Source organism: Curtobacterium sp. 24E2, from assembly GCF_016925595.1.
In the GTDB taxonomy this organism is placed as follows: Bacteria; Actinomycetota; Actinomycetes; order Actinomycetales; family Microbacteriaceae; genus Curtobacterium.
Genome location: NZ_CP068987.1, coordinates 3,007,121 through 3,033,156, shown reverse-complemented (window position 1 = coordinate 3,033,156; position 26,036 = coordinate 3,007,121). Strand labels below are relative to the sequence as shown.

General features: G+C 70.6%; 25 protein-coding genes, 1 tRNA gene and 4 pseudogenes. 21 read left to right on the top strand and 9 right to left on the bottom strand.

Annotation, left to right across the window (positions count from 1 at the left end; all coding sequences use genetic code 11):
* Positions 1–353 precede the first annotated feature (353 nt).
* Positions 354–602: a WhiB family transcriptional regulator gene (locus JN350_RS14845; RefSeq protein WP_017888820.1), complete on the bottom strand. Its 249-nt coding sequence runs from the start codon at positions 600–602 to the stop codon at positions 354–356.
* Between the two features lie 260 nt (positions 603–862).
* Here JN350_RS14845 and JN350_RS14840 point away from each other — a divergent pair, with 260 nt between their 5' ends.
* Positions 863–1,285: a hypothetical protein gene (locus JN350_RS14840; RefSeq protein WP_131881465.1), complete on the top strand. Its 423-nt coding sequence runs from the start codon at positions 863–865 to the stop codon at positions 1,283–1,285.
* A 133-nt stretch (positions 1,286–1,418) separates the two neighbouring features.
* Here the strand turns inward: JN350_RS14840 and bcp are convergent, their stop codons facing one another.
* Positions 1,419–1,889 (bottom strand): thioredoxin-dependent thiol peroxidase, encoded by a 471-nt coding sequence (gene bcp / locus JN350_RS14835; protein ID WP_123672221.1) that lies wholly within the window; start codon positions 1,887–1,889, stop codon positions 1,419–1,421.
* Between the two features lie 93 nt (positions 1,890–1,982).
* Between bcp and JN350_RS14830 the strand changes: the two genes are divergently transcribed.
* Positions 1,983–2,057 (top strand) — tRNA-Lys (locus tag JN350_RS14830).
* A 102-nt stretch (positions 2,058–2,159) separates the two neighbouring features.
* On the opposite strand, the gene JN350_RS14825 is transcribed toward JN350_RS14830, so the two are convergent.
* Positions 2,160–2,807 carry a YigZ family protein gene (locus JN350_RS14825; protein WP_461963125.1) on the bottom strand — a complete coding sequence of 216 codons (648 nt, stop codon included), beginning with the start codon at positions 2,805–2,807 and terminating at the stop codon, positions 2,160–2,162.
* 76 nt (positions 2,808–2,883) lie between these two features.
* Between JN350_RS14825 and JN350_RS14820 the strand changes: the two genes are divergently transcribed.
* From JN350_RS14820 to JN350_RS14785, 8 genes and pseudogenes are all read left to right on the top strand, one after another.
* Positions 2,884–3,324, top strand: coding sequence for a hypothetical protein (locus JN350_RS14820; RefSeq protein ID WP_205462663.1), 441 nt, complete (start codon positions 2,884–2,886; stop codon positions 3,322–3,324).
* An 88-nt stretch (positions 3,325–3,412) separates the two neighbouring features.
* Positions 3,413–3,781, top strand: coding sequence for an ImmA/IrrE family metallo-endopeptidase (locus JN350_RS14815; protein WP_205462662.1), 369 nt, complete (start codon positions 3,413–3,415; stop codon positions 3,779–3,781).
* Positions 3,778–4,704, top strand: coding sequence for a hypothetical protein (locus JN350_RS14810; RefSeq protein ID WP_205462661.1), 927 nt, complete (start codon positions 3,778–3,780; stop codon positions 4,702–4,704). The genes JN350_RS14815 and JN350_RS14810 overlap by 4 nt, the downstream gene beginning before the upstream one ends.
* Positions 4,705–4,844: 140 nt before the next feature.
* Complete coding sequence (locus JN350_RS14805; RefSeq protein ID WP_111085956.1) at positions 4,845–5,057, top strand: SCO4848 family membrane protein; 213 nt, start codon at positions 4,845–4,847, stop codon at positions 5,055–5,057.
* Between the two features lie 61 nt (positions 5,058–5,118).
* Positions 5,119–5,795: pseudogene (locus JN350_RS14800) on the top strand (response regulator transcription factor).
* Between the two features lie 33 nt (positions 5,796–5,828).
* Complete coding sequence (locus JN350_RS14795) at positions 5,829–7,145, top strand: sensor histidine kinase (RefSeq protein ID WP_205462660.1); 1,317 nt, start codon at positions 5,829–5,831, stop codon at positions 7,143–7,145.
* 48 nt (positions 7,146–7,193) lie between these two features.
* Complete coding sequence (locus JN350_RS14790) at positions 7,194–7,520, top strand: hypothetical protein (protein WP_205462659.1); 327 nt, start codon at positions 7,194–7,196, stop codon at positions 7,518–7,520.
* The gene (locus JN350_RS14785; protein WP_205462658.1) at positions 7,517–7,843 is read left to right on the top strand and encodes a PepSY domain-containing protein; all 327 of its coding nucleotides are present in this window, start codon (positions 7,517–7,519) and stop codon (positions 7,841–7,843) included. The genes JN350_RS14790 and JN350_RS14785 overlap by 4 nt, the downstream gene beginning before the upstream one ends.
* Before the next feature lie 8 nt (positions 7,844–7,851).
* Here the strand turns inward: JN350_RS14785 and JN350_RS14780 are convergent, their stop codons facing one another.
* Both JN350_RS14780 and JN350_RS14775 read right to left on the bottom strand, forming a co-directional pair.
* Entirely contained in the window at positions 7,852–8,169 is a 318-nt protein-coding gene (locus JN350_RS14780; protein ID WP_205462657.1) for a hypothetical protein, read from the bottom strand.
* Positions 8,170–8,239: 70 nt separating this feature from the next.
* Positions 8,240–9,802, bottom strand: a complete 1,563-nt coding sequence (locus JN350_RS14775; protein WP_205462656.1) for an amino acid permease — start codon at positions 9,800–9,802, stop codon at positions 8,240–8,242.
* Between the two features lie 438 nt (positions 9,803–10,240).
* Between JN350_RS14775 and JN350_RS14770 the strand changes: the two genes are divergently transcribed.
* From JN350_RS14770 to JN350_RS21085, 5 genes and pseudogenes are all read left to right on the top strand, one after another.
* A complete protein-coding gene (locus tag JN350_RS14770) occupies positions 10,241–11,617 on the top strand; it encodes a quaternary amine ABC transporter ATP-binding protein (protein ID WP_205464478.1) in 1,377 nt (458 codons plus the stop codon).
* Positions 11,614–12,588 carry an ABC transporter permease gene (locus JN350_RS14765; RefSeq protein ID WP_205462655.1) on the top strand — a complete coding sequence of 325 codons (975 nt, stop codon included), beginning with the start codon at positions 11,614–11,616 and terminating at the stop codon, positions 12,586–12,588. The genes JN350_RS14770 and JN350_RS14765 overlap by 4 nt, the downstream gene beginning before the upstream one ends.
* A 14-nt stretch (positions 12,589–12,602) precedes the next feature.
* A complete protein-coding gene (locus tag JN350_RS14760) occupies positions 12,603–13,517 on the top strand; it encodes a glycine betaine ABC transporter substrate-binding protein (RefSeq protein WP_205462654.1) in 915 nt (304 codons plus the stop codon).
* A gap of 109 nt (positions 13,518–13,626) precedes the next feature.
* Positions 13,627–14,301 (top strand): annotated as a pseudogene (locus tag JN350_RS21090) (mechanosensitive ion channel domain-containing protein); the annotation flags it as partial.
* Positions 14,302–14,423: 122 nt separating this feature from the next.
* A complete protein-coding gene (locus JN350_RS21085; protein ID WP_461964495.1) occupies positions 14,424–14,789 on the top strand; it encodes a hypothetical protein in 366 nt (121 codons plus the stop codon).
* An 88-nt stretch (positions 14,790–14,877) separates the two neighbouring features.
* Here JN350_RS21085 and JN350_RS14750 read toward each other — a convergent pair whose 3' ends face one another.
* Complete coding sequence (locus JN350_RS14750; RefSeq protein WP_111085947.1) at positions 14,878–15,069, bottom strand: hypothetical protein; 192 nt, start codon at positions 15,067–15,069, stop codon at positions 14,878–14,880.
* A 93-nt stretch (positions 15,070–15,162) separates the two neighbouring features.
* On the opposite strand from JN350_RS14750, the gene JN350_RS14745 reads away from it, so the two are divergent.
* Both JN350_RS14745 and JN350_RS21080 read left to right on the top strand, forming a co-directional pair.
* Positions 15,163–16,149, top strand: a complete 987-nt coding sequence (locus JN350_RS14745; protein WP_461964462.1) for an ArsB/NhaD family transporter — start codon at positions 15,163–15,165, stop codon at positions 16,147–16,149.
* Positions 16,089–16,313: an ArsB/NhaD family transporter gene (locus tag JN350_RS21080; protein WP_461963122.1), complete on the top strand. Its 225-nt coding sequence runs from the start codon at positions 16,089–16,091 to the stop codon at positions 16,311–16,313. The genes JN350_RS14745 and JN350_RS21080 overlap by 61 nt, the downstream gene beginning before the upstream one ends.
* A 43-nt stretch (positions 16,314–16,356) precedes the next feature.
* Here the strand turns inward: JN350_RS21080 and JN350_RS14740 are convergent, their stop codons facing one another.
* The 3 genes from JN350_RS14740 to JN350_RS14730 form a co-directional block, all read right to left on the bottom strand.
* Complete coding sequence (locus JN350_RS14740; protein ID WP_205462653.1) at positions 16,357–17,328, bottom strand: magnesium transporter CorA family protein; 972 nt, start codon at positions 17,326–17,328, stop codon at positions 16,357–16,359.
* Positions 17,329–17,396: 68 nt separating this feature from the next.
* Complete coding sequence (locus JN350_RS14735) at positions 17,397–18,329, bottom strand: hypothetical protein (RefSeq protein WP_205462652.1); 933 nt, start codon at positions 18,327–18,329, stop codon at positions 17,397–17,399.
* Positions 18,224–19,885 (bottom strand): hypothetical protein, encoded by a 1,662-nt coding sequence (locus JN350_RS14730; RefSeq protein ID WP_205462651.1) that lies wholly within the window; start codon positions 19,883–19,885, stop codon positions 18,224–18,226. Before JN350_RS14730 ends, JN350_RS14735 begins: the two co-directional genes overlap by 106 nt.
* A gap of 135 nt (positions 19,886–20,020) precedes the next feature.
* Between JN350_RS14730 and otsA the strand changes: the two are divergent.
* The 4 genes and pseudogenes from otsA to JN350_RS14710 form a co-directional block, all read left to right on the top strand.
* Positions 20,021–21,612: pseudogene (gene otsA / locus JN350_RS14725) on the top strand (alpha,alpha-trehalose-phosphate synthase (UDP-forming)).
* A complete protein-coding gene (gene otsB / locus JN350_RS14720; protein ID WP_240347348.1) occupies positions 21,605–22,342 on the top strand; it encodes a trehalose-phosphatase in 738 nt (245 codons plus the stop codon). The pseudogene otsA and the gene otsB overlap by 8 nt, the downstream one beginning before the upstream one ends.
* A gap of 136 nt (positions 22,343–22,478) precedes the next feature.
* On the top strand, positions 22,479–24,173 hold the full coding sequence (gene ilvD, locus JN350_RS14715; protein ID WP_123292267.1) for a dihydroxy-acid dehydratase: 1,695 nt from the start codon (positions 22,479–22,481) through the stop codon (positions 24,171–24,173).
* A 47-nt stretch (positions 24,174–24,220) separates the two neighbouring features.
* A pseudogene (locus JN350_RS14710) lies at positions 24,221–26,017 on the top strand (acetolactate synthase large subunit); the annotation flags it as partial.
* Positions 26,018–26,036: the final 19 nt, after the last annotated feature.

The following is a 26,036-nucleotide window of genomic DNA, read 5'->3' as shown; positions in this document are numbered from 1 at the left end:
ACGGGCATTGCGCCCCGGCTCTTCGGGGCGCAATGCCCCTGCGGAGGCGCGCATGGGCACCCCGCTTCTGCGAGGCACCCGCCTTCGCGCCCGCTCGTGAGGTTCCGAGATCTGCGCATCTCGGCGTGCGATCGCGCGTGTTGTGGAACCTCGACGGTCGGCGCGCGGCATGTCGTGGAACCCCGAGGACCAGCGCACGGCGTGCCGCCCCGCCCCGCGCAGCGGCTGCCGCCCACGCGCACGACGACGCCCGTCGCCCCGCGCTCCGGTCGCTGCCGCCCACGCGCACGACGACGCCCGCCGCCCCCGGAGGGACGACGGGCGTCGGTGTGTCCTGCGGGAACCGGCCCGGGTCAGGAAGCGCGGCGGGCGCGGGCGGCGCGTCGCTTCAGCGCACGACGCTCGTCCTCGCTGAGGCCACCCCAGACACCGGAGTCCTGGTTGTTCTCGAGTGCGTACTGCAGGCACATCTCGGTGACCGTGCAGCGCGCACAGACCGACTTGGCCTTCTCGATCTGATCGACGGCGGGCCCGGTGTTCCCGACGGGGAAGAAGAGCTCGGGGTCCGCGGTGAGGCAAGCTGCCTTGTCACGCCAGTCCATGTGTGGTGCTCCTTGATGTCGATGCTCGAACGGCAGGCCGGGGCCGGGGTTCGGGGGATCGGAACGCTGACCATGCATGAGGCATGAGGGGACAACTGTGGGGAGGAGTCCGCTGGAAGCGAGTCTGACGCCCGCGTGACGCTCGGGGGAGGAGCGACGAACCACGGGAGACGCACACCACATCGTGCCGTCCAAACGACCTCGAATATCGTTCCATACTGGTAGGGGCAAATCAAGGGTTCCGATGCTGGAGGATCACTGTGCACGATGACGACCCGACCGCGGTCGACCGTCCTGAGCGACGCTCACGCGCGCTGATCGGCCTGCTGGTGGTGGTCGGCCTCGAGTTCGCGGCGCTCGTCGTGGTCACGGTCGTCCTGGTCGTCGAGCTGATCGTCGCGCCGGCGTCGAGCCTGGCGTCCGGGATCGCGCTGACGATCCTGTCGGCCGTCGCGGCGCTCTGGCTCGGTGCGCTCCTGAACGGCCTGTGGAAGCGTCGCGCCTGGGTGCGCTCGGGGATCATCGTCTGGCAGGTCCTGCAGGGTGCGATCGCGATCGGCGCGTTCCAGGGTGTCTTCCGTGAGCCGGCGGTGGGCTGGGTCCTGCTGATCCCCGCACTGCTCGGCATCACGTTCGTGCTGTCGCGGTCGGTGACGGCCGCCCTCGCGCGTCCGGCCGAGTAGACGCGACCGAAAGACGGACGGGAGGCCCGTGGCGACGCCGCCACCCCCCTCGCAGGCTCGGTCGGCGCGCCCCGCGTGACGCTGGCGCGTCACGGCAGAGCGGGGCGCGCCCGTCCGCCTTGTAGTCCGGTCCTCAGACCAGGCCGAGCTTCTTCCGCAGGCTCGCCACGTGTCCGGTCGCCTTGACGTTGTAGAGCGGCAGCTGCACGCTGCCGTCCTCGTCGACCACGATCGTGGAGCGGATCGTGCCGGTCACGATCTTGCCGTAGTTGTTCTTCTCGCCCCACGCGGCGTAGGCCTTGTGCACCGCCAGGTCGGGGTCGCTCAGCAGCGGGAACGTGAGTGCCTGCTCGTGCTGGAAGGTCTTGAGTTTCGCCTGTTCGTCCTTCGAGACGCCGAGCACCTCGTAGCCGGCTGCCTGCAGCGACGACATGTTGTCGCGGAAGTCGCAGGCCTCGGTGGTGCAGCCGGGGGTGGACGCGGCCGGGTAGAAGTACACGATGACCTTCTTGCCCCGCAGTGCGGCGAGCGAGTGTTCGACGCCGTCCTGGTCCGGCAGCGTGAAGTCGGGGGCGGTGTCGCCGGCGGCGAGACGGTCGGTCATGGTGCTCCTGTTCGCTCCGTGCCCACGAGTGGTCGTGAGCGCGCAGAACCCATGCTATTGTTGATTCCCGTTGCGGCACGGAAGCCGGAACATGCACCTCTAGCTCAATTGGCAGAGCAACTGACTCTTAATCAGTGGGTTCTCGGTTCAAGTCCGAGGGGTGCACCACAAGCACGAAGGCCCCGACTCATCGAGTCGGGGCCTTCGTGCGTTCCGGGGTGTGCACGAGTTCCCAGCGAGACACGCCCGAGGTGCTTCCGGCGGTCGAATTCACTCGGCGACGTCGACGATCCGTTCCACGCCGACCACGAGGTCGACGGCGCCGGCCGAGGCCGCTGCGAGGTCGGCGGTCAGGGTCGCGAGCGCATCGGCCGGCACCCAGACCTCGAACGTCGCTTCGCGTCCGTACGTCGTCGCACCGAGGGTCGCGTGGTGGTGCCGGACCCAGTCGCGCAGGACGTTGTCGAGCCGGCCGGCCTCGGCGTGCGGGGCGTCGAAGCGGACCTGCGTGAGCGCTTCGCGCCGGACGAGCGCGGCGGTGTCGAGGGCTTCGGAGACCGAGGTCGAGTAGGCGCGGACGAGTCCGCCGGCGCCGAGCTTCACGCCGCCGAAGTAGCGCGTCACGACGGCGACCACGTCGGTGAGGTCGCGGCGTCGGAGCACCTCGAGCATCGGCACGCCCGCCGTGCCCGATGGCTCGCCGTCGTCCGACGACCGGGCCTGGTCGCCGAGCGTGCCGGTGACCATCGCGGTGCAGTTGTGCCGGGCGTCCCAGTGGCGGCGCTTCACCTCGGCGACGACCCGCTCGGCGTCCGCGACGTCCGACACGGGCGCGACCGTGGTGATGAACCGCGACTTCGTGATGACGATCTCGTGCTCGACCGGGTCGGCGATCGTGGCGGGGAAGCTGCGGGCCATGCCCACGAGGCTAACGGCGTGCACCGTGTCCGCCGCGCTACGATGTCGTGCACGCACGGCTGGGGAGGAGTCCGACATGGAGACCGGTGATCCGAGGGGCGGGGTCCTGGACGCCGCCGAACTCGCACGGCGCATCAACCTGCTCCTCGACTTCGAGGAGTCCCAGCGCGGTGCCCCGGTGCCGTTCGCCTCGATCGAGGAGTACGTCGCCGCCCGCGGCGGTTCGCTCTCGCGGGCGAAGTGGACCTACATGCTCTCGGGCGACGGCCGACGCAACCGCGACACCGAGCTCCTGCGGCTCCTCGCCGGGTACTTCGAGGTCGACGAGCGCTTCCTGCTCGAGGACAGCGACGTCCCCGAGCGCATCGGCGCCCAGCTCGCCCTCGTCCGCTCCCTGCGCTCCGCCCGCGTGAGCGGTTTCGCTGCACGCACGTTCCCCGGCGAGCTCTCACCCGAGGCGCTGCGGCGCATCGCCGAGGTGCTCGAGGAGGAATCACAGCGCGGGAGCGTGGCGTGACCGACCCGCTGCTCGAGTCCTTCTGGGCACGCGGTGCGGTCGAGGGTGGTCCGACGTCGACCAGGCCGTCGCCGCCGCGGCCGTCGTCGTGGACAAGCCCATCGTCGTCCGCGAAGAGGCGTTCCTGGCGACGGAGCCCGTGTGCGGCTTCGTCGCGACGCTCGAGCACGCCCACCTGATCATGATCTCGCCGACCGCGTCGCCGACCTTCCGGGCGTTCGTCATCGGCCACGAGCTCGGACACGTCCTGCACCGGCACCAGGAGCATGCGCCGCAGTCGGCCTACATCCGCGACGTCATCCCGGACCTGCCCGAGTACAAGGTCGAGCGGGCGCTGGCGCGGGGGATGTTCTCGAACGCGTACGAGCACGAGGCCGAGGTCTTCGCCGACGCGCTCGCGACGCTCATCCGGCGGCACCGCGGCCGCCCGAGCGCCTTCCGCGGGGTCTTCGGGTGATCGTCGCCGTCGTCCAGGCGGTGCTGCTCATCGCCGGGACGATCGCGCTCTTCGTCCTGCAACGCGGGCAGGACCGGACCCTGGCGGTGACCTTCCTGCTCTTCGCCGGCACCATCGTCACGAACGTCGATCCGCTGTACCGGTGGCTCGACCCGTTGCTCGGCGGCTCCAACGTGGTCACCGTGGTCAGCGACTGCCTGATGGTCGCCGGCACGAGCACGCTGCTCTGGGGTGTTGCGAAGGCGGTCGGCGCTGCGCGGCCGTGGCTCCGCAACACGATCGTGGTGTCGTGCGCCGCGGTGGTGGTCGTGGTGGTGGTCGCCTTCGCGGTGCTGGACAAGCCCGCGACCACGACGACGTTCATGCTCGATGCCGGATCGCACCCGGCCGCGACCGTCTACTCGATCGCACAGACCGTGTACCTCGGGGTGGCGCTCGGCGCGACGGGTCTCATCTGCGTCCTCCGCCTGCGCGAGGCCCGGACGACGACGGACTTGGTCGGGCTGTGGGTGCTGGTGCTCGGCGGCGTGCTGGGGGCCGTCCGGATGGTCGTCGTCGTGGTCATGGACCTGGCGCACGTCCTGGGCGACCTCGACCGGATGCGCGCCCTCGCGCTGCCGTACGACGTCACGACGCCCGGCGCCGTGATCTGCGTCTCGACGGGGATGCTGCTGCTCGTCGTCGGACACCGGGTCTCGCGACGTCGGCGCACGCGGCAGGTCGACGCGGCGCTGCGACGTCTCGCGCCGCTGCACGCGCGGATCGGTGCCGACAACGCCTACCCGTCGACCGATGACCCCGCCACGCGGTTGAGCCGCGCGATCGTCGAGGTCAACGACGGGCTCCGGCGGACGCGCACGCCGTTGACCGATGCCGAGCGAGCCGTCCTCGCCGAGGCCGAATCAGCGCTCGACTCCGCGTAGCCCGAAGGGGTGGCTCGACGGTCTGCCGACGCCCGTGTAGGGTTTGTAGCAAGTGCTACAGATCCTGTGGCTCGTCGGTGGGACTCGGCCGCGTTGGGGGCGGCCGAGCACCACCGACACTCGTTGTCTAGACTCGGACGGTGCTCGTCTTCGCTGCAGTCGTCCTGTTCATCGGTGCCGTCTTCAACGTCGTCACCTGGCCGCGCTTCTTCCAGCGCGTCGCGAAGGACACCCGCGCGCGGGACGCCGCGGGCAAGCCGACGACGTTCTACACGGTGCACCTCGTGCTGCTGCTCATCGCGCTCGCCATCGCCGTGGCCGCGGTCGTCGCCGGGATCCTGCTGCTGGTCTGAGCCGTTCGCCGTCGGGCGTCGCTTCAGCGCTGCTTCAGGGCGGCACGGCAGGATCGTCGCCATGCGTGTCCTGGTGGTCGATGACGAGGTGCGGCTCGCCGACGGCGTCCGTCGCGGTCTCGAGGCCGAGGGTGGGCGGTCGACGTCGCCCACGACGGCGTCGACGGTCTGTGGCACGCCCGCGAGTTCGGCTACGACGCGATCGTCCTCGACCTGATGATGCCGGGGATGAGCGGATGGGCGGTCTGCGCCCAGCTCCGTGCCGACCAGGACTGGACGCCGGTGCTCATGCTCACCGCCAAGGACGGCGAGTGGGACCAGGTCGAGGCCCTTGACGCCGGCGCCGACGACTACGTCACGAAGCCCTTCTCGCACCCGGTCCTCGTCGCCCGGCTGCGTGCGCTCGTCCGCCGGGGTGCGCGGGAGCGTCCGGCGGTGCTGACCCTCGGCGACCTGGTCGTCGACCCGGCTGCACGGACGGTGACGCGTGCGGGGACCCCCGTCGACCTGACGAGCCGGGAGTTCGCGGTGCTCGAGTACCTCGCGAGGCGTTCGGGGCAGGTGTGCTCGAAGCGCGAGGTGATCGAGAACGTCTGGGACGTCGACTTCGAGGGCGACCCGAACATCGTCGAGGTGTACGTCGGGCACCTCCGGCGCAAGCTCGACCGGCCGTTCGGACGGACGTCGCTCGAGACCGTCCGCGGAGCGGGCTACCGGCTGGCGGCCGACGGTGGCTGACCGGGGGCGCGGCGCACGCGCCGCTTCCGGTCCGTGCGCGCGCGGACCACGCTCGGCGCCGGCCTGGTCGTGCTCGCTGCCCTGGTCGTCGGTGCCGTGGGGTTCGTCGTGGTGCTCCGGCTGGTGCTGCTCGACGGGGTGCGGACGTCCGCCGAGGCCGGACTCGAACAGGTGTCGTCGCGGGTCGAGTCCGACGGTGCCGGTGCGGTGACCGACTACGAGGACGTCCTCGTGCAGGTGGTCGGTGACGGTGGCTCGGTCCTCGCGCACGGTGAGGACGCCGACGCGCCGGCCCTGCCGACCGCCGACGAGTCCCGGTGGTCGCACGACGGCGAACGCTGGCTGCTCGTCGCCGACGACGTCGACCTGCCCGGTGGGGGTGAGGCGACCCTGGTGTACGGCGTCTCCCTCGAGCAGACCGACACCGCGATCCGGACCGCCGTGGTGCTCCTCGCCGTCGGGGTGCCGGTGCTCGTCCTCGTGCTCGGGATCGTGACCTGGTCCGTGACCGGGCGGTCGTTGCGGCCGGTGGAACGGATGCGTACCGAGGTCGAGACGATCCGTGCCGCGCAGCCCGATGCCCGCGTGGTCGTGCCGGACACCGGCGACGAGATCGCCCGGCTCGCGACCACCATGAACGCCATGCTCGATCGGCTCGACCGATCCGCGGCGGGTCAGCGGCAGTTCGTGTCCGACGCCTCGCACGAGCTGCGGTCGCCGATCGCGTCCCTCCGGCAGCACGCCGAAGTCGCCGTCGCGTACCCGGACCGGACCGACGTCGCCGAGTTCTCCGACGTCGTGCGATCCGAGGCCGTGCGCCTGCAGGACCTCGTCACCGGGCTGCTCGAGCTGTCACGGCTCGACGAGGGCGGCACGGGTGTCCGTCGTCCCGTGGACCTCGACGACCTCGTACTCGACGCCGTCGCGCGGGCGCGGGCGCGGGTGCCGGGTGGCGCGACCGGCGACCGTGCGATCCGGGTCGACGGTTCCGGGATCTCCGCCGCACGCGTGCTCGGCGACGAACGGCTGCTCACCGGCGTTGTCCGGAACCTCGTCGACAACGCCGTCCGGCACGCCACGTCGCGCGTCGCGGTGGCCCTCGTCGAGCAGGACGGCGCCGCGGTGCTGACCGTCGACGACGACGGCTCCGGGATCCCGGCGGCCGAGCGTGACCGGGTGTTCGAGCGGTTCGTCCGGCTCGACGAGGCCCGCAGCCGCGACGCCGGTGGTGCCGGCCTCGGTCTGGCGATCGTGCGGGACGCCGTCCGGGCGCACGGCGGCGAGGCGACGGTGGCGGACTCACCGCTCGGCGGGGCGCGGTTCGTCGTGCGCATCGCACTCGGCGGCTGAACAGGCGGCTTCAGGTCTGCTTCAGCACCCCGCCGACATGCTCGTCCCATGACCTTCCGCACCCAGCTCCAGAAGCCCTCAGCCCGCCGCATCGCCGCCCTCGCTGCCCTGCCGGTCGTGGCCGCGCTCGCCCTCACCGGCTGCTCCACCAACGGCTCGTCCGACTCGGCGGCATCGTCCTCGAACGGGTCGGCCGCGACGGACGCCACCACCGGCACGTCGGGTGGCGCGTCCGCGACCGCCGCCTCGGCCACGTCGAACGACGCGCTGCTGGCCGCCGTCGCGACCGCGCGGGGAGCGTCGGCTCCGGCTCCGGCACCGTCATCTCGGTCGAGCAGGAGCAGCGCGGCAGCGCGTACGAGGTCCTCGTCGTGACGAAGGACGGCACCGAGCATGAGCTGCACACCGATGCCGCCGGCACCGGGGTGACCGGTACCCCGCAGACCGAGACCGCCGACGCCGACGACCGTGCCGAGCACGACCGGTTCGTCGCAGCGGCCGACCTCGACGTCAGCAAGGCCGTCAGCGCCTTCGAGGACCTGCACGCCGGTTCGATCACCGAGCTCGGCCTCGACGACCACCTCGGCACGGTGGTCTGGGAGGGTGACGTCGTCGACGGGTCCGGCACCAAGCACAGCGTCCGGATCGACGCTGGCTCGGGCGACGTCGTCACCGACCAGGTCGACACCGACGACTGACCCGACCGTCAGCCGGTGGTGAGCGGCGGCCCGAGCACCTTCTGGATCGCCAGCGCGGCGAGCTGCTCGTCCGAGGTGTCCAGCAGCACGCGGAAGGTCTCCTGCTCCGTGACGAACTCGACGCAGACCGCGTCCTCGTCGCACGGTCCGAGGCGCCACCCCGACACCGCGTCCATCGGCACGGAGACCCGCGCCTCGCACTCGTAGTCGGTCTCGGCCTCGAGGCGGTCGGGGAACACCCGCAGGCGTCCGTACGCGCCTCGCCAGCTCAGCTGGAGATCGAGGGTGGGTGGAACAGACGCAGGGGAGACAGAGCGGTCCGGCACCCGCCGATCGTACCGACGGGTGCCGGACCCACTGCACTCGGCGCGCGACGTGCTGCGCTCCGGGGACAGATCAGACGGTGTCGTCGGACCCCTTGTGCTCGTTGCCGTCCTCGCCGTCGCGACGGACCTGGTTCGCCGGGTCACGGACGCCGATCGGGTACGGGCCGGTGACGCCCTGTCGGAGCGACGCGATCCGCAGGATGCGGTCGCGCTGCAGGAACCAGCCGACGACGAGCAGCGGGATCACGATGACGAGGGACGCGATCGTGTAGGTGCCGACGGGGTAGTCGATCGCCATCAGCACGATGACCGACGCCAGGAACGCCAGGGTGAGCCACGCGGTCACCGGGGCCCCCGGCAGCTTGAAGGACGGCTCCTTCGCCAGTCCCTGCTTCGCCCACGATCGGAGCCGCATCTGGCAGAGGATGATCGTGCCCCACGCCGTGATGATGCCGAGGCTCGCGATGTTCAGCGCGATCTCGAACGCCTGGCTCGGCACGAAGTAGTTCAGGACGACGCCGGCGACGGTGAAGCCGGCGGTGAGCAGGATGCCGGCGTACGGCACACCGCCCTTCGACATCTTGGTGGTCCACTTCGGTGCCGAACCGTTCATGCCCATCGAGTGCAGGGCGCGACCGGTCGAGTACAGACCGGCGTTGAGCGACGACAGCGCGGCCGTGAGCACGACGAAGTTCATGATGCCGCCGACGATCGACCCGACCTGCGGGTTGCCGAGCGACGAGAAGAACGTCACGAACGGGCTCTCACCCTCCTTGTACGCCGTGTACGGCAGGAGCAGGGAGAGCAGGATGATCGACCCGACGTAGAAGACGGCGATGCGGAACACGACCGAGTTGATCGCGCGGGGGATGACCTTCTCGGTGTTCTGCGTCTCACCGGACGCGGTGCCGACGAGCTCGATCGCCGCGTAGGCGAAGACGACACCCTGGATCACGATGACCGCGGGGAGCAGCCCGTTCGGGAACAGCCCGCCGTTGTCGCCCCAGATCGAGAAGCCCGTGCGGACGGCTTCGCCGCCGGCCTCGACCGGGAACGCGAAGACGAGCCAGATGATCGCGACGACGAGGAACGCGACGAGAGCGGCGACCTTGATGAGCGCGAACCAGAACTCGAGTTCGCCGAACACCTTGACCGCGACCATGTTGGCGGCGAGCACGACGATCAGGGCGATCAACGCGAGGAGCCACTGCGGTGCGGCGGTGAACGCGGACCAGTACTGCAGGTAGATCGCGACGGCGGTGGTGTCGACGATCGAGGTCATCGCCCAGTTCAGGAAGTACATCCAGCCGGCGGCGTAGGCGAACTTCTCGCCGTAGAACTCACGCGCGTAGGAGATGAACGACCCCGACGACGGACGGTGCAGCACGAGCTCGCCGAGGGCGCGCAGGATGAAGAACGCGAAGATGCCGCAGATCAGGTAGGTCAGCGCGAGCGCGGGGCCCGCGGTGTGGAGTCGTCCACCCGCACCGAGGAAGAGTCCGGTGCCGATGGCCCCACCGATCGCGATCATCTGCAACTGCCGGGGCTTCAGACCGTGCTGGTAGCCCTCTTGCTCGTGCGAGAAGTCGTTCGCCGGAGCACGGTTCACGCCCGTGTCGTTCTGCGCTGTCATGCGCGCCAACCTACATGCGCACGGAACCGGGGCGGCACACAAACCTCCGAACGAGGCTGATCTGTAACAGGACGGTCACGATCGCGATCCCCATGTACGTGGGCGACACGCCGACGTCGGGGTACAGCGGTGCCGGGATTCCGGCGGACGTCGATTGTGATCGGGGGACAGGAGACCGTTAGGTTTGAACGTCCCCACAGGCCCGACGGCCGGGGGCACGACGACCAGAACGCGTCCGCGGCCAGCAGCGCCGCAGCCGTACGGTCGGCCGGACCGGGACCGCCCCGAGCGTGGTCCCCGCGTGCGTGATCGCTCGCCCTGCGCCGTTGCGCGGGCTCGACGTGGCCGCGCGCACCGTCCCGGACGACCCGTTCGCAACCACACCGTCGCCGCACGTGCGCTCCGTCCGCCGTGGCGACGCGAGGAGCCCAGTTGTCCATCGCACCACCCCAGAGCCGGCACACCCCGTCGCCGGACCCCACCACGTCGCCGGCGGTCAGCGTCCGCGACGTCTACAAGGTGTTCGGCCGCCGACCCGCCGAGGCCGTCCGCCGTCTCGCCGCCGGTGCCACTCGCGACGAGGTCCGCGAGCAGGGTTCCGCCGCGGTCATCGACGCGTCCTTCGACGTGCGACCCGGCGAGATCTTCGTCGTCATGGGGCTGTCCGGCTCCGGCAAGTCGACCCTCATCCGGATGCTCAACGGCCTGCTCGAGCCCACCGCCGGCAGCGTCGAGATCGGCGGCCGCACGGTCACCGGCGCGACGCCGAAGGGGATCCGCGACATCCGCCGGTCCAGTGTGTCGATGGTGTTCCAGCACTTCGCCCTGCTGCCGCACCGCACCGTGCTCGAGAACGTCGCGTACGGCCTCGAGGTGAACGGTGTCGACAAGACGACGCGGCTCGCGAAGGCCCGCGAGGTCATCGACCTGGTCGGCCTGGACGTCTGGGCGGACGCGAAGCCCGACGAGCTGTCGGGTGGCATGCAGCAGCGCGTCGGCATCGCCCGTGCGCTCGCCGCCGAGACCGACGTCCTGCTCATGGACGAGGCGTTCAGCGCGCTCGACCCGCTCATCCGCCGTGAGATGCAGGAGCAGCTCGTCGACCTGCAGCAGGGGCTCGGCAAGACGATCGTCTTCATCACGCACGACCTCAACGAGGCGATGTTCCTCGGTGACCGGATCGCCGTGATGCGCGACGGCCGGATCGTGCAGATCGGGTCGCCGGAGGACATCCTCACCGACCCGGCGAACGACTACGTCGCCCAGTTCGTGCAGGACGTCGACCGCGCCCGCGTGCTCACCGCCGCGAGCGTCATGGAGCCGGCCCGCGCCACCGTCCCGCTGACGGTGGGTCCTCGTGGTGCACTGCGCACCATGCGCGACCTGCAGACCGCCGCGCTCTTCGTCACCGGTCGTGGCCGGAAGCTCGAGGGCTGGGTCCGCGACCGGCACGTGATGCGCCAGGTGAAGGCCGGCGACACGAACCTCGACGCGATCGTGAACACCGAGTACGCCCGGGTCGCCCCCGACACGGCGCTGACCGACCTGTTCGAGCTCGCCGTCGAGTCGCCCCTGCCGATCGCCGTCGTCGACGACGAGCAGCGCCTGCTCGGCGTCGTCCCCCGCGTCACCCTGCTGGCCGCGCTCGGCAACGTGCCGACCGCGACGATGCCGATCCCGGTGCTCGAACCGGTCACCCGCATCTCCGACTCCGACATGGACTCGACCCTCGCCGCGACCGGCGAGACGCCTGCCCGCACCGGCGAGACGGCTGCCCGCACCGGCGAGCCCGCCACCGAAGGAGACCACGCATGATCACCCCCGGTACCAACTCCTTCGGTGACTTCCACCTGCCCCTCGGCACCTGGGTCGCCGCGATCGTCGACTGGATCACCACCTACCTGTCCGGCTTCTTCGACGTCGTCCGCTACGTGTTCACGTGGATGGACGCGTGGATGGAGTACTTCCTGTCCACCCCGCCGTTCTGGGTCGTCGTCGCGGTCCTCGTCGTGCTGGCGTTCCTGGCGAAGGGCTGGAAGCTCGCGCTCGGCGCTGCGATCGGTCTGCTGTTCATCGTCAGCGTCGGGCAGTGGACGAACGCGATGAACACGCTCGCGCTCGTCGTGGTCGCCGCAGGCCTGGCCGTCGTCCTCAGCATCCCGCTCGGGGTGTGGGCCGCCCGGTCCGACGCCGCGAGCCGGATCATCCGCCCGGTCCTGGACTTCATGCAGACGACCCCGGCGTTCGTCTACCTGATCCCGGCGCTGCTGCTGTTCCGCGTCGGCGTCGTGCCCGGCATCGTCGCGACGATCGTGTTCGCGATGGCTCCGGGTGTCCGCCTCACCGAGCTCGGCATCCGCGGGGTCCCGAGCGAGGTCGTCGAGGCCGGTGCCGCCTTCGGGTCGAGCCCGTGGCGCATCCTCCGCCAGATCCAGCTGCCGCTCGCGAAGGCCAGCATCATGGCGGGCGTCAACCAGGTCATCATGCTGTCTCTCTCGATGGTCGTCATCGCCGGCATGGTCGGCGCCGGTGGGCTCGGCGAGCAGATCGTCGCCTCCCTGAACCGCATCGACGTCGGTCTCGGGGCCGAAGCCGGTCTGTCGGTCGTGGTCCTGGCGATCCTGCTGGACCGCCTGACCGCAGCGCTCGGCGGCGACGCGAATAGTGCCTCCCGGCCGTGGAGGCGCGGGCGCAAGCCCACCGTGACCGCGACGCCGAACGCGGCGACCGCCCAGACCGCCGCCACCACCGAAGCGGTCAGCGACCGCCAGACCGTCGACGCGTGAGGAAGGAACAGATCATGAAGCGAACCAAGCGCACCCTCGCGGCGGCCGCGCTCGCCGTCGCCACCGCCGTCGGCCTGTCCGCCTGCATGCCGCCCGGCTACTACGGGGCCTCCGGCACCGTCGACAACGGTGACCAGAAGTCGATGCACGTCGTCGTCTTCAACGGTTGGGACGAGGACACCGCCGCCAGCTACCTCTGGAAGCACGTGTTGGAGCAGAAGGGCTACGACGTCCAGCTCACGAACTCCGACGTCGCACCCGCGTACACGGGCCTGGCATCCGGCGACTACGACGTGGTGTTCGACACCTGGCTGCCGAACACGCACAAGGAGTACATGGACACGTACGGCAAGGACCTGACGGACCTCGGCGCCTGGAACGACCAGGCGTCGCTGGAACTGGCGGTGCCGGAGTACTCGGACATCGACTCGATCGACGAGCTCAAGGCGCACGCGTCCGACTTCGGCAACAAGATCATCGGCATCGAGCCCGCCGCCGGTGAGACGAAGGTCGTGTCCGAGCAGGTCATCCCGCAGTACGGCCTGGACGGCATGGACTTCATCACGAGTTCGACGCCGGCGATGCTCGCTGACCTCAAGGCCTCGATCGCGAAGAAGGAGGACGTCGTCGTGACGCTGTGGCGTCCGCACTGGGCGTACGACGCCTTCCCGATCAAGGACCTGAAGGACCCGAAGGGTGCGCTCGGCAAGAACGAGGAGATCCACACGATCGCCAAGAAGGACTTCGAGCAGGACTTCCCGCAGGCGTCGAAGTGGATGGAGGACTTCTCGATGGACTCCGACACCCTCTACTCGCTCGAGAACGCGCTCGTGAACAGCGGCGCGAAGGCCAGCGAGTACCCCGCGATCACCGAGAAGTGGGCTTCCGAGCACCAGGACTTCGTCGATTCGCTCACGTCCGGCAAGTAGTCAGCAGGTCGGACAGGAGGCCCGGTGCGCGTCGTGCGCACCGGGCCGCCGTCGCGTCCGGGGCCGGTTTTCTGAACGACGACTGTCGTTTCGTTGCTTGCATGGACGGATGGACATCCTCCTCCGACTCCTGGTCGCGATCGGGTTCGCCCTCCTCATCACCGCCGTCGCCGCGGTCGTCCTGCACCTGGTGCTGCGGACGGTCGCGCGACGGGAACGGTGGGCCGGCGTGCTCTCGCGCCGGGCGAAGCACCCGTTCCGAACCACCCTGCTCGTGGTCCTGCTCTGGATCGCGTTCACCTCGAGCGTCCCGCGCGAAGCCGACGCGTACCCGTGGCGCGACGAGGTCGTGCACGGGTTCCTCATCGTCACGATCGCGGTGGGCTGCTGGCTGGCGTGCCAGATCGCGATCTTCCTCGAGGACCTCGGCCTCCACCGGTTCCGCATCGACGTTCCCGACAACCGGCAGGCCCGCCGCATCCGCACGCAGGTCCTCATCATCCGGCGGCTCACCGTCGCCGTGCTCGTCATCATCGCCGTCGGCGCGATCCTGCTCACCTTCGACGGGGTCGAGGCCGCGGGCGCGAGCGTGCTCGCGAGCGCCGGACTCATCTCGGTCGTCGCGGGTCTGGCGGCGCAGTCGACGCTCGGCAACGTCTTCGCGGGCATGCAGCTCGCGTTCTCCGGGTCGATCCGCGTCGACGACGTCGTCGTGGTCGAGCAGCAGTGGGGGCGGATCGAGGAGATCACCCTGACCTACGTGGTCGTGCACCTGTGGGACGACCGGCGCTTCGTGCTGCCGTCGACGTACTTCACGAGCACCCCGTTCGAGAACTGGACGCGCACGAACAGCGAACTGCTCGGCGCCGTCGAGATGGACCTGGACTGGCGGGTCCGTCCGGGGAGATGCGCGAGGAGCTCGACCGGATCCTCGACCGCACCGAGCTGTGGGACCGCCGCGTCAAGGTGCTGCAGGTCACCGACGCCGTGCAGGGGTACGTGCGGGTGCGGGTCCTCGCGACGTCACACGACGCGCCGTCGCTGTTCGACCTGCGGTGCTACATCCGCGAGGAACTCGTCGAGTGGATCCAGCGCACCCACCCCGACGCCCTGCCGGTCCAGCGCGTGCTCATGGTCGACGAGACGGCACCGCGGCGGCGCACGGCGTCGACCGCCGCCGACTCGGCGCTGTTCGCGCCGGGGCAGGAGGACCGCGCGGCGCTCTTCACCGGCCCGATCCAGACGTCCGACATCCCGCCGTCGGAGCGCTGACGGGCTCCGGACCGGACACGGGACCGACGGGAGGCCCGGTGCCAGCTGGCACCGGGCCTCCCGTCCGTCGTGTGGTCGCGATCGCGACCTACGGCTGGCGCGCCTTGACGGCGCGGTCGTCCTCGACCACCGTGCCGATCGCCACGATCGTGGTCGCGATCCACGCGACCCACGTCAGGGCGAGCCGCCAGTCGCGGGGTCCCTGGCGGGTGGTCTGGAGCACGCTGTAGCCGCTGATGAGCGAACTCCACACCGCACCGTTGAACATGAACTTGCGCACAGAGGCCTCCTGTCGTCGTGCTGCCAACGCTACCGGTCAGTACATTGGAGCGCCGCCGGACACCCTGCCCGGCGCACTCGTGGAGGAGCGCCCGTGCGTCAGGCCGTCATCGGAGCAGTGCTGCTCGTCATCGGCGCGGTGTGCGTCGCGCTCGGCCTGCTGCCGCTCGACGACCTCGGCGTCCTGGCCGAGCGGGTCCTGCCCGTCCTCGGGTTCGTCCTCGGGCTGACGATCGTCGCCGAGCTCGCTGCGGACGCCGGGGTGTTCGACCGACTCGCCGACGTCGCGGCGCGTGTCGGCGGCGGACGCACGATCGGACTCTGGGGCGCCGTCGTCGTCCTCGCCGTGCTCTGCACCGTGTTCCTGTCGATCGACACCACCGCGGTGCTGCTCACCCCGATCGTGATCTCGCTGGCGCGCCGGGTCGGGCTGCCGCCGATGCCGTTCGCGCTCACCACCGTCTGGCTCGCGAACACCGCCTCCCTGCTGCTGCCGGTGTCGAACCTGACGAACCTGCTCGCCGTCGATCGGATGGGCCTCGGCGGCCCGCTGCCCTTCGCCGGCCTGATGGCCTGGCCGGCCGTCGCCGGGGTGGTCGTGCCGTGCGCCGTCCTGCTCGTGGTGTTCCGCGGCAAGCTCTTCGGGCGCTACACACCGGTGTCGGTACGGCGTCCGTCCGACCCGGTGTCGTTCTGGGCGGCGTCCGGAGTGCTCGTCGCGCTCGTCGTGGCGCTGACCGCCGGGGTGACGGTCTGGATCGCCGCCGTGGCCGGTGCCCTCGTGCTCGTCGTCGTCGCGGCGTTCCGGTCGCCCGCCGAGCTCCGACCGTCGCGCGTGCCGTGGTCGACGCTGCTCTTCGCCGCCGGGCTCTTCGTCGTGGTCGAGACCCTGCACAGCACCGGGCTCACCGATCCGATCGTGCGGGCGCTCGGCGACGGCACCGGAACCGGACCGCTCCTGCTGCTCGGCGCCGGGGAGCGGTGGCGGCGAACGCCATCGACAACCTGCCCGCGTACCTGGTGCTCGAGCCCGCCGCCGGTCACGAGGCCGTGCGGTACGCGGCGCTCCTCATCGGCGTGAACGCCGGGTGCCTGGTGACGCCGTGGGCCTCGCTCGCCACGCTGCTGTGGCACGCACGGCTGTCGGCCGAGGGCGTGCACCTGTCGTGGGGGAAGTACATGCTGCTCGGGTGCGTCGCGGCTCCGCTCACCGTGGTCGCCGGGGTGCTCGCGCTGGCGCTCTGACGGGGGATCGCCGGGGTGCTCGCGCTCTGACCCGCGGCGGCGGTCAGAGCCAGTCGCGGGCCTTGAAGACGCGGTAGAGCACGAGCGACGACGCGACGATGAGCGCGAGCGAGACGTACAACCCGCTCCACGCACCCTCGCCCGGGAACGTCACGTTCTGCCCGAAGAAGCCGGTGATGGCGGTGGGGATCGCGATGATCGCGGCCCAGCTCGTCACCTTCTTCATCACGGTGTTCTGCCGGTTCGACGACAGGTTGAGGTTCGTGTCGAGGACGCTCGAGACGGCGTCGCGCAGCTGCTCGACGGAGTCCGAGATCGACACCAGGTGGTCCTCGACGTCGCGGAAGTACGGTCGGATGCCGTCCGAGATCGTCTCCGCGTCGCCGTGCAGCAGCGACCCGACGCTGTCCCGGGTCGGCACGACGAGGCGGCGCATCACCCCGAGCGCCTTGCGGAGGCGGAACGACCGCCGCTGGATCTGCTGCTCGCGCGGGTTCCCCCGTTCGAACAGGTCGTCCTCGAGCGCGTCGATCCGTCGCTCGATGTCCTCCACGGTCTCGGTGGCGTGGTCGACGACGGCGTCGAGCAACGCCCAGACGAGCCACGGCACTCCGTGGTCGGCCACGTCGGCGTTCGCGTCGAGCCGGTGCTCCATCGCGGCGGTGTCGACGTCGGCCCCGTGGATGGTGACGAGGGCGTGCTCGGTGACGAACGCCTTCACCTCGTGGGTGACGAGCTCACCGTCCTCGCCGAGACCGCCGACGTCGTAGACCACGAGGAACAGGCTGTCGCGGTACCGGTCGAGCTTCGGGCGCTGGCCGTGCTCGACGGCGTCCTCGACGGCGAGGGCGTGGATGCCGAGCTCTTGTTCGACCTGCACGAGGTCGTCGTGCACCGGGTCGGTGTAGTCGACCCAGACGAACGTGTCGGCGTCGGCGACGAGGTCCGAGATCCGGTCGACGGGGAAGTCCCGTTCCGCCGCGTCGCCGTTCCGCCACGCCCGTGTCCTGACCATGCGCGTCAGCCTAGCGAGACGGCCGGCCTGCAGATCCCAGGCCGGCCGTCGTCGCGTGCGGTGGTGCGTCAGTAGGCGGAGACGAGCTTCCCGTCCTCGACCTTCAGGTACTGGTTCACGTCGAAGCTGTCTTCGCCGTGCTCCGCGTCCCCGAAGTACGAGGTGTAGTCGTACTCGACGACACCGTCCTTCGTGCTCTGCACCATGACCGTGCCCGAACCGGAGGCCTCGACCTCGATCTCCGGCATGGTCGTGACGTCGTAACGCACCGCGCCGTCGGCGTCGTACGGGCCGTACCAGGGGCAACCGCTCAGCGCGCTGAGGTCGGTCTTCTCGGCGCAGCCGTCGATCAGGTCGGTCACGTACCGCTCGGCGTCTCGCTGCAGCGCCTTCGTGGCGGTGGGGGTGAAGTCGACGTACCCGGAGGACGTCGCGCTGACCGACACCTGCTCGGTGCCACCCGTGAAGTACTTCGTCCCACCGACCTGCACCTCGTAGGTGCCGGGGTAGGCGAGCGAGGTGAACCGGCCGTCGCTGATCTCGCCGATCTCCTTGCCGCCGACCGTGACCGGCGCGCCCTCGAGCACCTCGGACGCGGTCAGGGTGACGGTCTGGGCGAGCGGTTCGGTGACGCGCCACTCGTCCTTCACGAGGAACGAGGTGCCGGTGCGCCGGAGGCTGACCTGACCGGAGCGGTTCTTGCCGTCCTGGGTGTAGCTGACGGTGGCCAGGGCGTTGTCACCGCTCGTCGAGACACGGCCCACGCGGATGTCCGACGGGCGGTCCTTCGCGCTCTTCAGCACCGCGGAGTCGAGCATCGCGGCGTCGGACGGCACCTCGCTGAGTCGGGCGGCGGTGTCGGCGTCGCCGCTCGCGATGGCCTGCACGTAGGACTTCACGGTCGGCGCCGGACCCCACACGTCGGCCCGGAGCACGCCGGTGGTGACGGCACCCGCGATGACGACGACGACCACGGCGCCACCGGCGATGAGCGAGCGCACCAGGACCTTCTTGGCGCGCGGCGACATCGGAGCGGGTGCGGGAGCGCCACCGCCGACGAAGGGCTGTTCCGGCTGACCGGGGTGGCCGACGCCGGGCGTCGCCGCCCACGCTGCTGCTGCCGGGTCGCCCGCGGGCGCCGCCGGCGGGAACGCCGGGTCGGCCGGCGGGAACGCCGGGTCGGCCGGCGAGAACGCCGGAGTCGCTGCCGGGAAGGTCGGTGCGGCCGCGGGGCGCGGGTCCGCTCCGACGAGGCGCGAGGTCCGCAGCACCACGCCACCGCCGAGGCGGGGAGCAGCACGGGCGCGAGGTACCGTGCCACGGCCTCGATCGCGCCGCCCCACAGCGCGAACACGAGCGGCGTCCACGGCGCGATCCCGATCGAACCGGTCCCGCTGACGGCGCTGATGCCCGTCGCCTGGTAGGACACCAGGCCGGTGCCGAGCACGAACAGCAGGAGTCCGAGGGCGAACCAGACGACCGGGGTCACGACCCAGTCCAGCGTGGTGCGGAACCGGTCGTTGCGGCGGACTGCCAGTGCGAGGCCCGCGACGACCGAGGTCACGACGACGAGCAGGACGACGAGCCAGGTCCAGCCACCGGCGCCGCCGAAGACCGATGCCGTGCTCCCCGCCGAGCCGAAGCCGGACAGTCCGACGCCGCCGAGGAACCCGAGGGCGGTGAGGCCGACCGCGACGTTGCCGACGAGCACCGGCAGCGCCGCGCCCCACGAGGGCTGTGCGACCAGGGCGACGACGATGACCACGACCGTCACCAGCACGACGAGCACCGTGAGCTGCGACGCCGCGACGCGCACTGTGCCGAGGACGCGACCGGCGAACACGTTCCGGCCGAGGAGGGCCGAGGGCCGTGCGAGCACCGCGGCGAGTGCGCCGATCACGAAGGCGCCGAGGATGCTGCCGAGGCCGACCGCGTGCACGGGGTCGATGACGGCGCCGGAGACGGCGGGGAACCGGATGGCGAGGATGCCCGCGGCGGCGTTGGTCAGCACCGTGGTCACCAGCCCGGACAGGACGGCGGTCAGCAGGATCGCTGCGCGCCCGAGGCCGCGGGTGCGGATGCGACGGGTGAGCACGACGGCCAGCACGACCTGTGCGGCGAGCACGACCGCCGGGACGACCGCGAGCGCGCCGGACCCCGACCCGAGGAAGCCGATCGAGCCGGACAGGTGCAGGCGGCCGAGGTCGGCGAGGGCGACGAGCTGGGCCGGGGTACCGAGCAGGACACTGACCCCGGACAGCAGCGACTGGACGTCGGGGGTGCTCCCGGCGCCGAGGTCGGTCCCGGTGCCGGTCGACCCCGACCCGACGGAACCGGATCCCGATCCGCCCGCTGCCAGCACGGCGACGGTGAGGAGCAGCGAGATCGCGGCGACCACGTAGGCGGCGACCCAGCCGCCGACGGCGGCGAGCACGGCGGCCAGCCAGTCACGGCCGGACACGGACCGCAGCAGGCGGCCGAACGCGTCCGACGACCGCGGGCCGGGCTGCCCCGGCGGAACGGGCGGGACGGGCGGGTTCGGCGGGTTCTCGCTCATGGCTGGTGGGTCCTCTCCGACCGGGAGGCCGATGCCGCACGCCAGCACCCGTGTCCCCCCGACACGCACCCGAAGCGTACCGGAACCCGCCGATCCGCCGTGAATCCGCTGTCCGGGCGCTGGTAGGTTCCCACCGTGTCTGCGCCTTCTCGTTCCTCCACCAAGTACGCCTTCGTCGTCGCCTCGAACCGCCTGCCGGTGGACCGGGTCGTCGACCAGGACGGCAACGAGGGTGGCGGCACTCGCCCGGTGGCCTCGTCACCGCCCTCGAGCCCGTGATGCGCGCGAACGACGGCGCCTGGGTCGGCTGGGTCGGCCAGCCCGAGGTCGAGGTCGAGCCGTTCGACAACGAGGGCATCCACATCGTGCCGGTCCCGTTGTCCGACGACGACGTCGAGGAGTACTACGAGGGCTTCAGCAACGACACCCTCTGGCCGCTGTACCACGACGTCATCGAGCACCCGAGCTACCACCGCGACTGGTGGAACGCCTACAAGCGCGTCAACGAGCGCTTCGCGGCCCAGATCGCCGAGATCACCGAGCAGGACGGCATCGTCTGGGTGCAGGACTACCAGCTGCAGCTCGTGCCGGCACTGCTCCGGGCCAAGCGTCCCGACCTGACGATCGGCTTCTTCAACCACATCCCGTTCCCGCCGGTGGGCATCTACGCCCAGCTGCCCTGGCGCGCGCAGATCCTGGACGGCCTGCTCGGCGCCGACGTCATCGGCTTCCAGCGTCACGACGACGCGAGCGACTTCCTCCGAGCGGTCCGTCACATCAAGGGCTACACGACGAAGGGCCAGACGATCGACGTCCCCGTCGACGACCCGGACGCGCCGCGCAGCCGCAAGGGGATCACGGTCCGCCACGTCGAGGCCCGGCACTTCCCGATCTCGATCGACGCCGAGGCCTTCGAGGACATCGCGCGTCGTCCCGAGGTGCAGGAGCGAGCCCGTGAGATCCGCGAGAGCCTCGGCAACCCGAAGACGGTGCTGCTCGGGGTCGACCGCCTCGACTACACCAAGGGCATCCGGCACCGCATCAAGGCCTTCGGCGAACTCGTCGAGGACGGCCGCATCAAGGTCGAGGACGCCGCTCTCATCCAGGTCGCGAGCCCGAGCCGTGAACGCGTCGACACGTACGCCACGCTCCGCGACGAGATCGAGCTGAGCGTCGGGCGCATCAACGGCGACCTCGGGGTCATCGGCCACCAGCCGATCTCCTACCTGCACCACGGCTACCCGCGCGAGGAGATGGTGGCGCTCTACCTGGCCGCCGACATCATGCTCGTCACGGCACTGCGCGACGGCATGAACCTCGTCGCGAAGGAGTACGTCGCGGCTCGCTTCGACAGCGACGGGGTGCTCATCCTGTCCGAGTTCGCCGGTGCCGCCGACGAGCTGAAGCAGGCCGTCATCGTCAACCCGCACGACATCGGCGCGCTGAAGGACAGCATCGAGCGCGCGATCGAGATGCCGCGCCGCGAGCGCTCGACGCGCATGCGTGCGCTCCGCAAGCGCGTGCGCGACAACGACGTGGCGCGCTGGTCGCGCTCGTTCCTCGAGGCGCTCGACCGGCACGCGCCGCGGAACGCCCAGCTCGACCCGTCCGCCACCGACCCGGCGGACCGACACCGTGAGGCGCAGACCGACAACATGTCGATCTTCGACCAGGACGCCCAGTCCGCCAGGGCTGCCGAGGACACCCGGGAGGCACGTGATGACTGAGACCACCACCGACCAGACCGCCATCGACACGGCACTCGAGACGCTCGCGGCTGCGCCACGACTCATCGTCGCCCTCGACTTCGACGGCACGCTCGCGCCGTTCGCCGACGAGCCGTCGCAGGTCGGCGCCCTGCCGGGCTCGTGGGCAGCGGTCCTGACCCTGCACCGCGCGAAGGACACCGAGGTCGTGCTCGTCTCCGGTCGCCCGCTCGGCAGCCTCGCTGCCGTGTCGCACGCGCCGCAGGACATGGCGCTGGTCGGGTCGCACGGCGTCGAGTGGCGCGTGGACGGCCACGACGAGGCCGCCCTGACCGACGACGAGGTCGCCCGGGTCGCACGGATCGGTGCGGCGCTCGACGAGGTCGGCGCGCGGTACCCGGGCGTCGTCATCGAGCACAAGCCCGCCGGCCACGGCGTGCACACCCGTCGGGTGAGCGCCGAGGTCGCCGCGCAGGCGAACGCCGACGCGAGCCGCGCGGCGCACGAGGCCGACGCCGACGTGCTCGAGCGCGGCGGCAAGGACATCGTCGAGTTCGCCGTCCGGCACGTCACGAAGGGCGACGCGATCGCCCGGTTGCGCGAGCTCCACGGTGCCGACGCGGTGTTCTTCGCCGGTGACGACGTCACCGACGAGGACGGCTTCCGCGTGCTCGGGGACGGCGACGTCGGCGTGAAGGTGGGCCCGGGGAGACCCGTGCCGGGTACCGCATCGCGGACCCGGCGGCCCTGACGGCTGTCCTGAAGCAGCTCGCCAGGATCCGTGCGACGCGCTGACCAGGGTGATCCGGGCCTCCCGGTCGGGCTCCTGAACATGCGAACGCATGTTGTTGTCCAACTGGTATCCCAAAGCGTCCTAGACTCGCTCCATGCCTGATATCGACGTCAAGCCGCGCAGCCGGGTCGTCACCGACGGGATCGAAGCAACCACCTCGCGTGGCATGCTGCGGGCCGTCGGTATGGGAGACGAGGACTGGAGCAAGCCGCAGATCGGCATCGCGTCCTCGTGGAACGAGATCACGCCCTGCAACCTGTCGCTCGACCGCCTCGCACAGGGCGCCAAGGAAGGCGTCCACTCCGGTGGCGGCTACCCGCTGCAGTTCGGCACCATCTCCGTCTCGGACGGCATCTCGATGGGCCACGAGGGCATGCACTTCTCGCTCGTCTCGCGCGAGGTCATCGCCGACAGCGTCGAGACCGTCGTCAACGCCGAGCGCCTGGACGGCACCGTCCTGCTCGCCGGCTGCGACAAGTCGCTGCCGGGCATGCTCATGGCCGCCGCGCGCCTCGACCTGGCCAGCGTGTTCCTGTACGCGGGCTCGGTCATGCCGGGCTACGTGAAGCAGGCCGACGGCACGATGAAGGAAGTCACGATCATCGACTCCTTCGAGGGCGTCGGTGCCTGCAAGGCCGGCACCATGTCGGAAGAAGAGCTCAAGAAGATCGAGTGCGCCATCGTCCCGGGCGAGGGCGCCTGCGGTGGCATGTACACGGCCAACACCATGGCGAGCGTGGCCGAGGCCCTCGGCATGTCGCTGCCGGGCTCCGCCGCCCCGCCGAGCGCCGACCGCCGCCGTGACTACTACGCGCACCGCTCCGGCGAGGCCGTGGTGAACATGCTCGAGCACGGCATCACCGCCCGCCAGATCCTGACGAAGGAAGCCTTCGAGAACGCGATCGCCGTGGCGATGGCCCTCGGCGGCTCCACCAACGTCATCCTGCACCTGCTCGCCATCGCCTACGAGGCCGAGGTCGAGCTGTCGCTGGACGACTTCAACCGCATCGGCTCGAAGGTCCCGCACCTGGCGGACATGAAGCCCTTCGGCAAGTACGTCATGGTCGACGTGGACCGCAACGGCGGCATCCCGGTGATCATGAAGGCGCTGCTCGACGCCGGCCTGCTGCACGGCGACTGCCTCACCGTCACGGGCAAGACCGTCGCCGAGAACCTGGCCGAGATCGACCCGCCGGCGCTCGACGGCGAGGTCTTCCGCACGCTCGACAACCCGATCCACGAGACCGGCGGCCTGACCGTCCTGCAGGGCACCTTCGCCCCCGAGGGCGCCGTGGTGAAGACCGCGGGCTTCGACGCCGAGGTGTTCGAGGGCCCCGCGCGGGTGTTCGACCGCGAGCGTGCCGCGATGGACGCCCTCACCGAGGGGAAGATCCAGAAGGGCGACGTCGTCGTCATCCGCTACGAGGGCCCCAAGGGCGGTCCGGGCATGCGCGAGATGCTCGCCATCACCGCAGCCATCAAGGGCGCGGGCCTCGGCAAGGATGTACTACTCTTGACCGACGGACGATTCTCAGGCGGCACAACCGGCCTGTGCATCGGCCACATCGCACCCGAGGCAGTGGACGCAGGTCCAGTTGCCTTCGTGCGCGATGGCGACCGCATCCGTGTCGACATCGCGGCTCGCTCGCTCGACCTACTGGTCGACCCGACCGAGCTGGAGGCCCGCCGTGACGGCTGGGCCCCGCTGCCCCCGCGCTACACCCGCGGAGTCCTCGCGAAGTACGCCAAGCTCGTGAAGTCCGCCGCCCAGGGCGCGGTCACGGGCTAGCGTTCGACACACGCACCATCGCCACCTCTCCAGGCAAGGACCACCTCATGCCCACGGAAGCAACTCCGCTGTCCGCGGCCGCCGGTGCACGCCGGTCGCCGGAGATCCTGACCGGCTCGGGAGCCGTCCTCCGGACGCTCGAGCACCTCGGGATCACCGACGTCTTCGGCCTGCCGGGCGGTGCCATCATCCCGTTCTACGACGAGCTCATGGCGTCGAAGACGATCCGCCACATCCTCGTCCGCCACGAGCAGGGCGCCGGCCACGCCGCCGAGGGCTACGCCTCGGCGTCCGGCAAGGTCGGCGTCGCCATCGCGACGTCCGGCCCCGGTGCGACGAACCTCGTCACGGCCATCGCCGACGCCTACATGGACTCGGTGCCCTTCATCGCGATCACCGGCCAGGTGTTCTCGACGCTGATGGGGACCGACGCGTTCCAGGAAGCCGACATCGTCGGCATCACGATGCCGATCACGAAGCACTCGTTCCTGGTCACGGACCCGGCCGACGTGCCGGCGACCCTGGCCGCGGCGCACCTCATCGCGACGACCGGTCGGCCCGGCCCCGTGCTGGTGGACATCACGAAGGACGCCCAGCAGAAGTCGGCGCCCTACGTCTGGCCGCCCAAGATCGACCTGCCCGGTTACCGACCGGTCACCAAGGCGCACGGCAAGCAGATCACCGCGGCCGCGCAGCTCCTGGCCGAGGCCGAGCGTCCGGTGCTCTACGTCGGCGGTGGCGTGATCCGCTCCCGCGCGACCGCCGAGCTGCTCCGCTTCGCCGAGGCGACGGGTGCGCCCGTCGTGACGACGCTGATGGCGCGCGGTGCCTTCCCGGACTCGCACCCGCAGCACCTCGGCATGCCCGGCATGCACGGCACCGTCCCGGCGGTGCTCGGTCTGCAGGACAGCGACCTGATCATCGCGCTCGGTGCCCGCTTCGACGACCGCGTGACGGGCAAGGCCGACGAGTTCGCGCCGAACGCCAAGGTCGTGCACGTCGACATCGACCCGGCCGAGATCTCGAAGATCCGCTTCGCCGACGTCCCGATCGTGGGCGACGCCCGTGAGGTCTTGGTCGACCTGCTCGACGCGTGGGGCGGCATCGCCGTCGACGACCGCGCCTCGACGGCCGACTGGTGGACGAAGCTCCGCCAGCTCAAGGTCGACTTCCCGCTCGGGTACGCCGAGCCGACCGACGGCCTGCTCGCCCCGCAGGCCATCATCAAGCGCATCGGCGAGCTCTCCGGTCCCGAGGCCGTCTACGCTTCGGGTGTCGGGCAGCACCAGATGTGGTCGGCGCAGTTCATCAAGTACGAGCGCCCGAACGCCTGGTTGAACTCCGGCGGCGCGGGCACGATGGGCTACTCCGTCCCCGCGGCGATGGGCGCGAAGGTCGCCCAGCCGGACCGCGTGGTCTGGGCGATCGACGGCGACGGCTGCTTCCAGATGACGAACCAGGAACTCGCGACCTGCGTCATCAACGACATCCCGATCAAGGTCGCGATCATCAACAACTCGTCGCTCGGCATGGTGCGGCAGTGGCAGACGCTGTTCTACGACGGCCGCCACTCGTTCACCGACCTCGAGACCGGTCACGACTCGCGCCGCGTGCCCGACTTCGTGAAGCTGGCGGACGCGTACGGCGCCCTCGGCATCCGTGTCGAGAAGGCCGACGAGGTCGACGCCGCCATCCAGCTCGCCCTCGAGACGAACGACCGCCCCGTGGTGATCGACTTCGTCGTGAGCCGTGACTCGATGGTCTGGCCGATGGTCCCGCAGGGAGTCAGCAACTCGTCCATCGAGTACGCCCAGGCCCTCGCACCCACCTGGGACGACGAGGACGCCGACATGACGGGGAAAC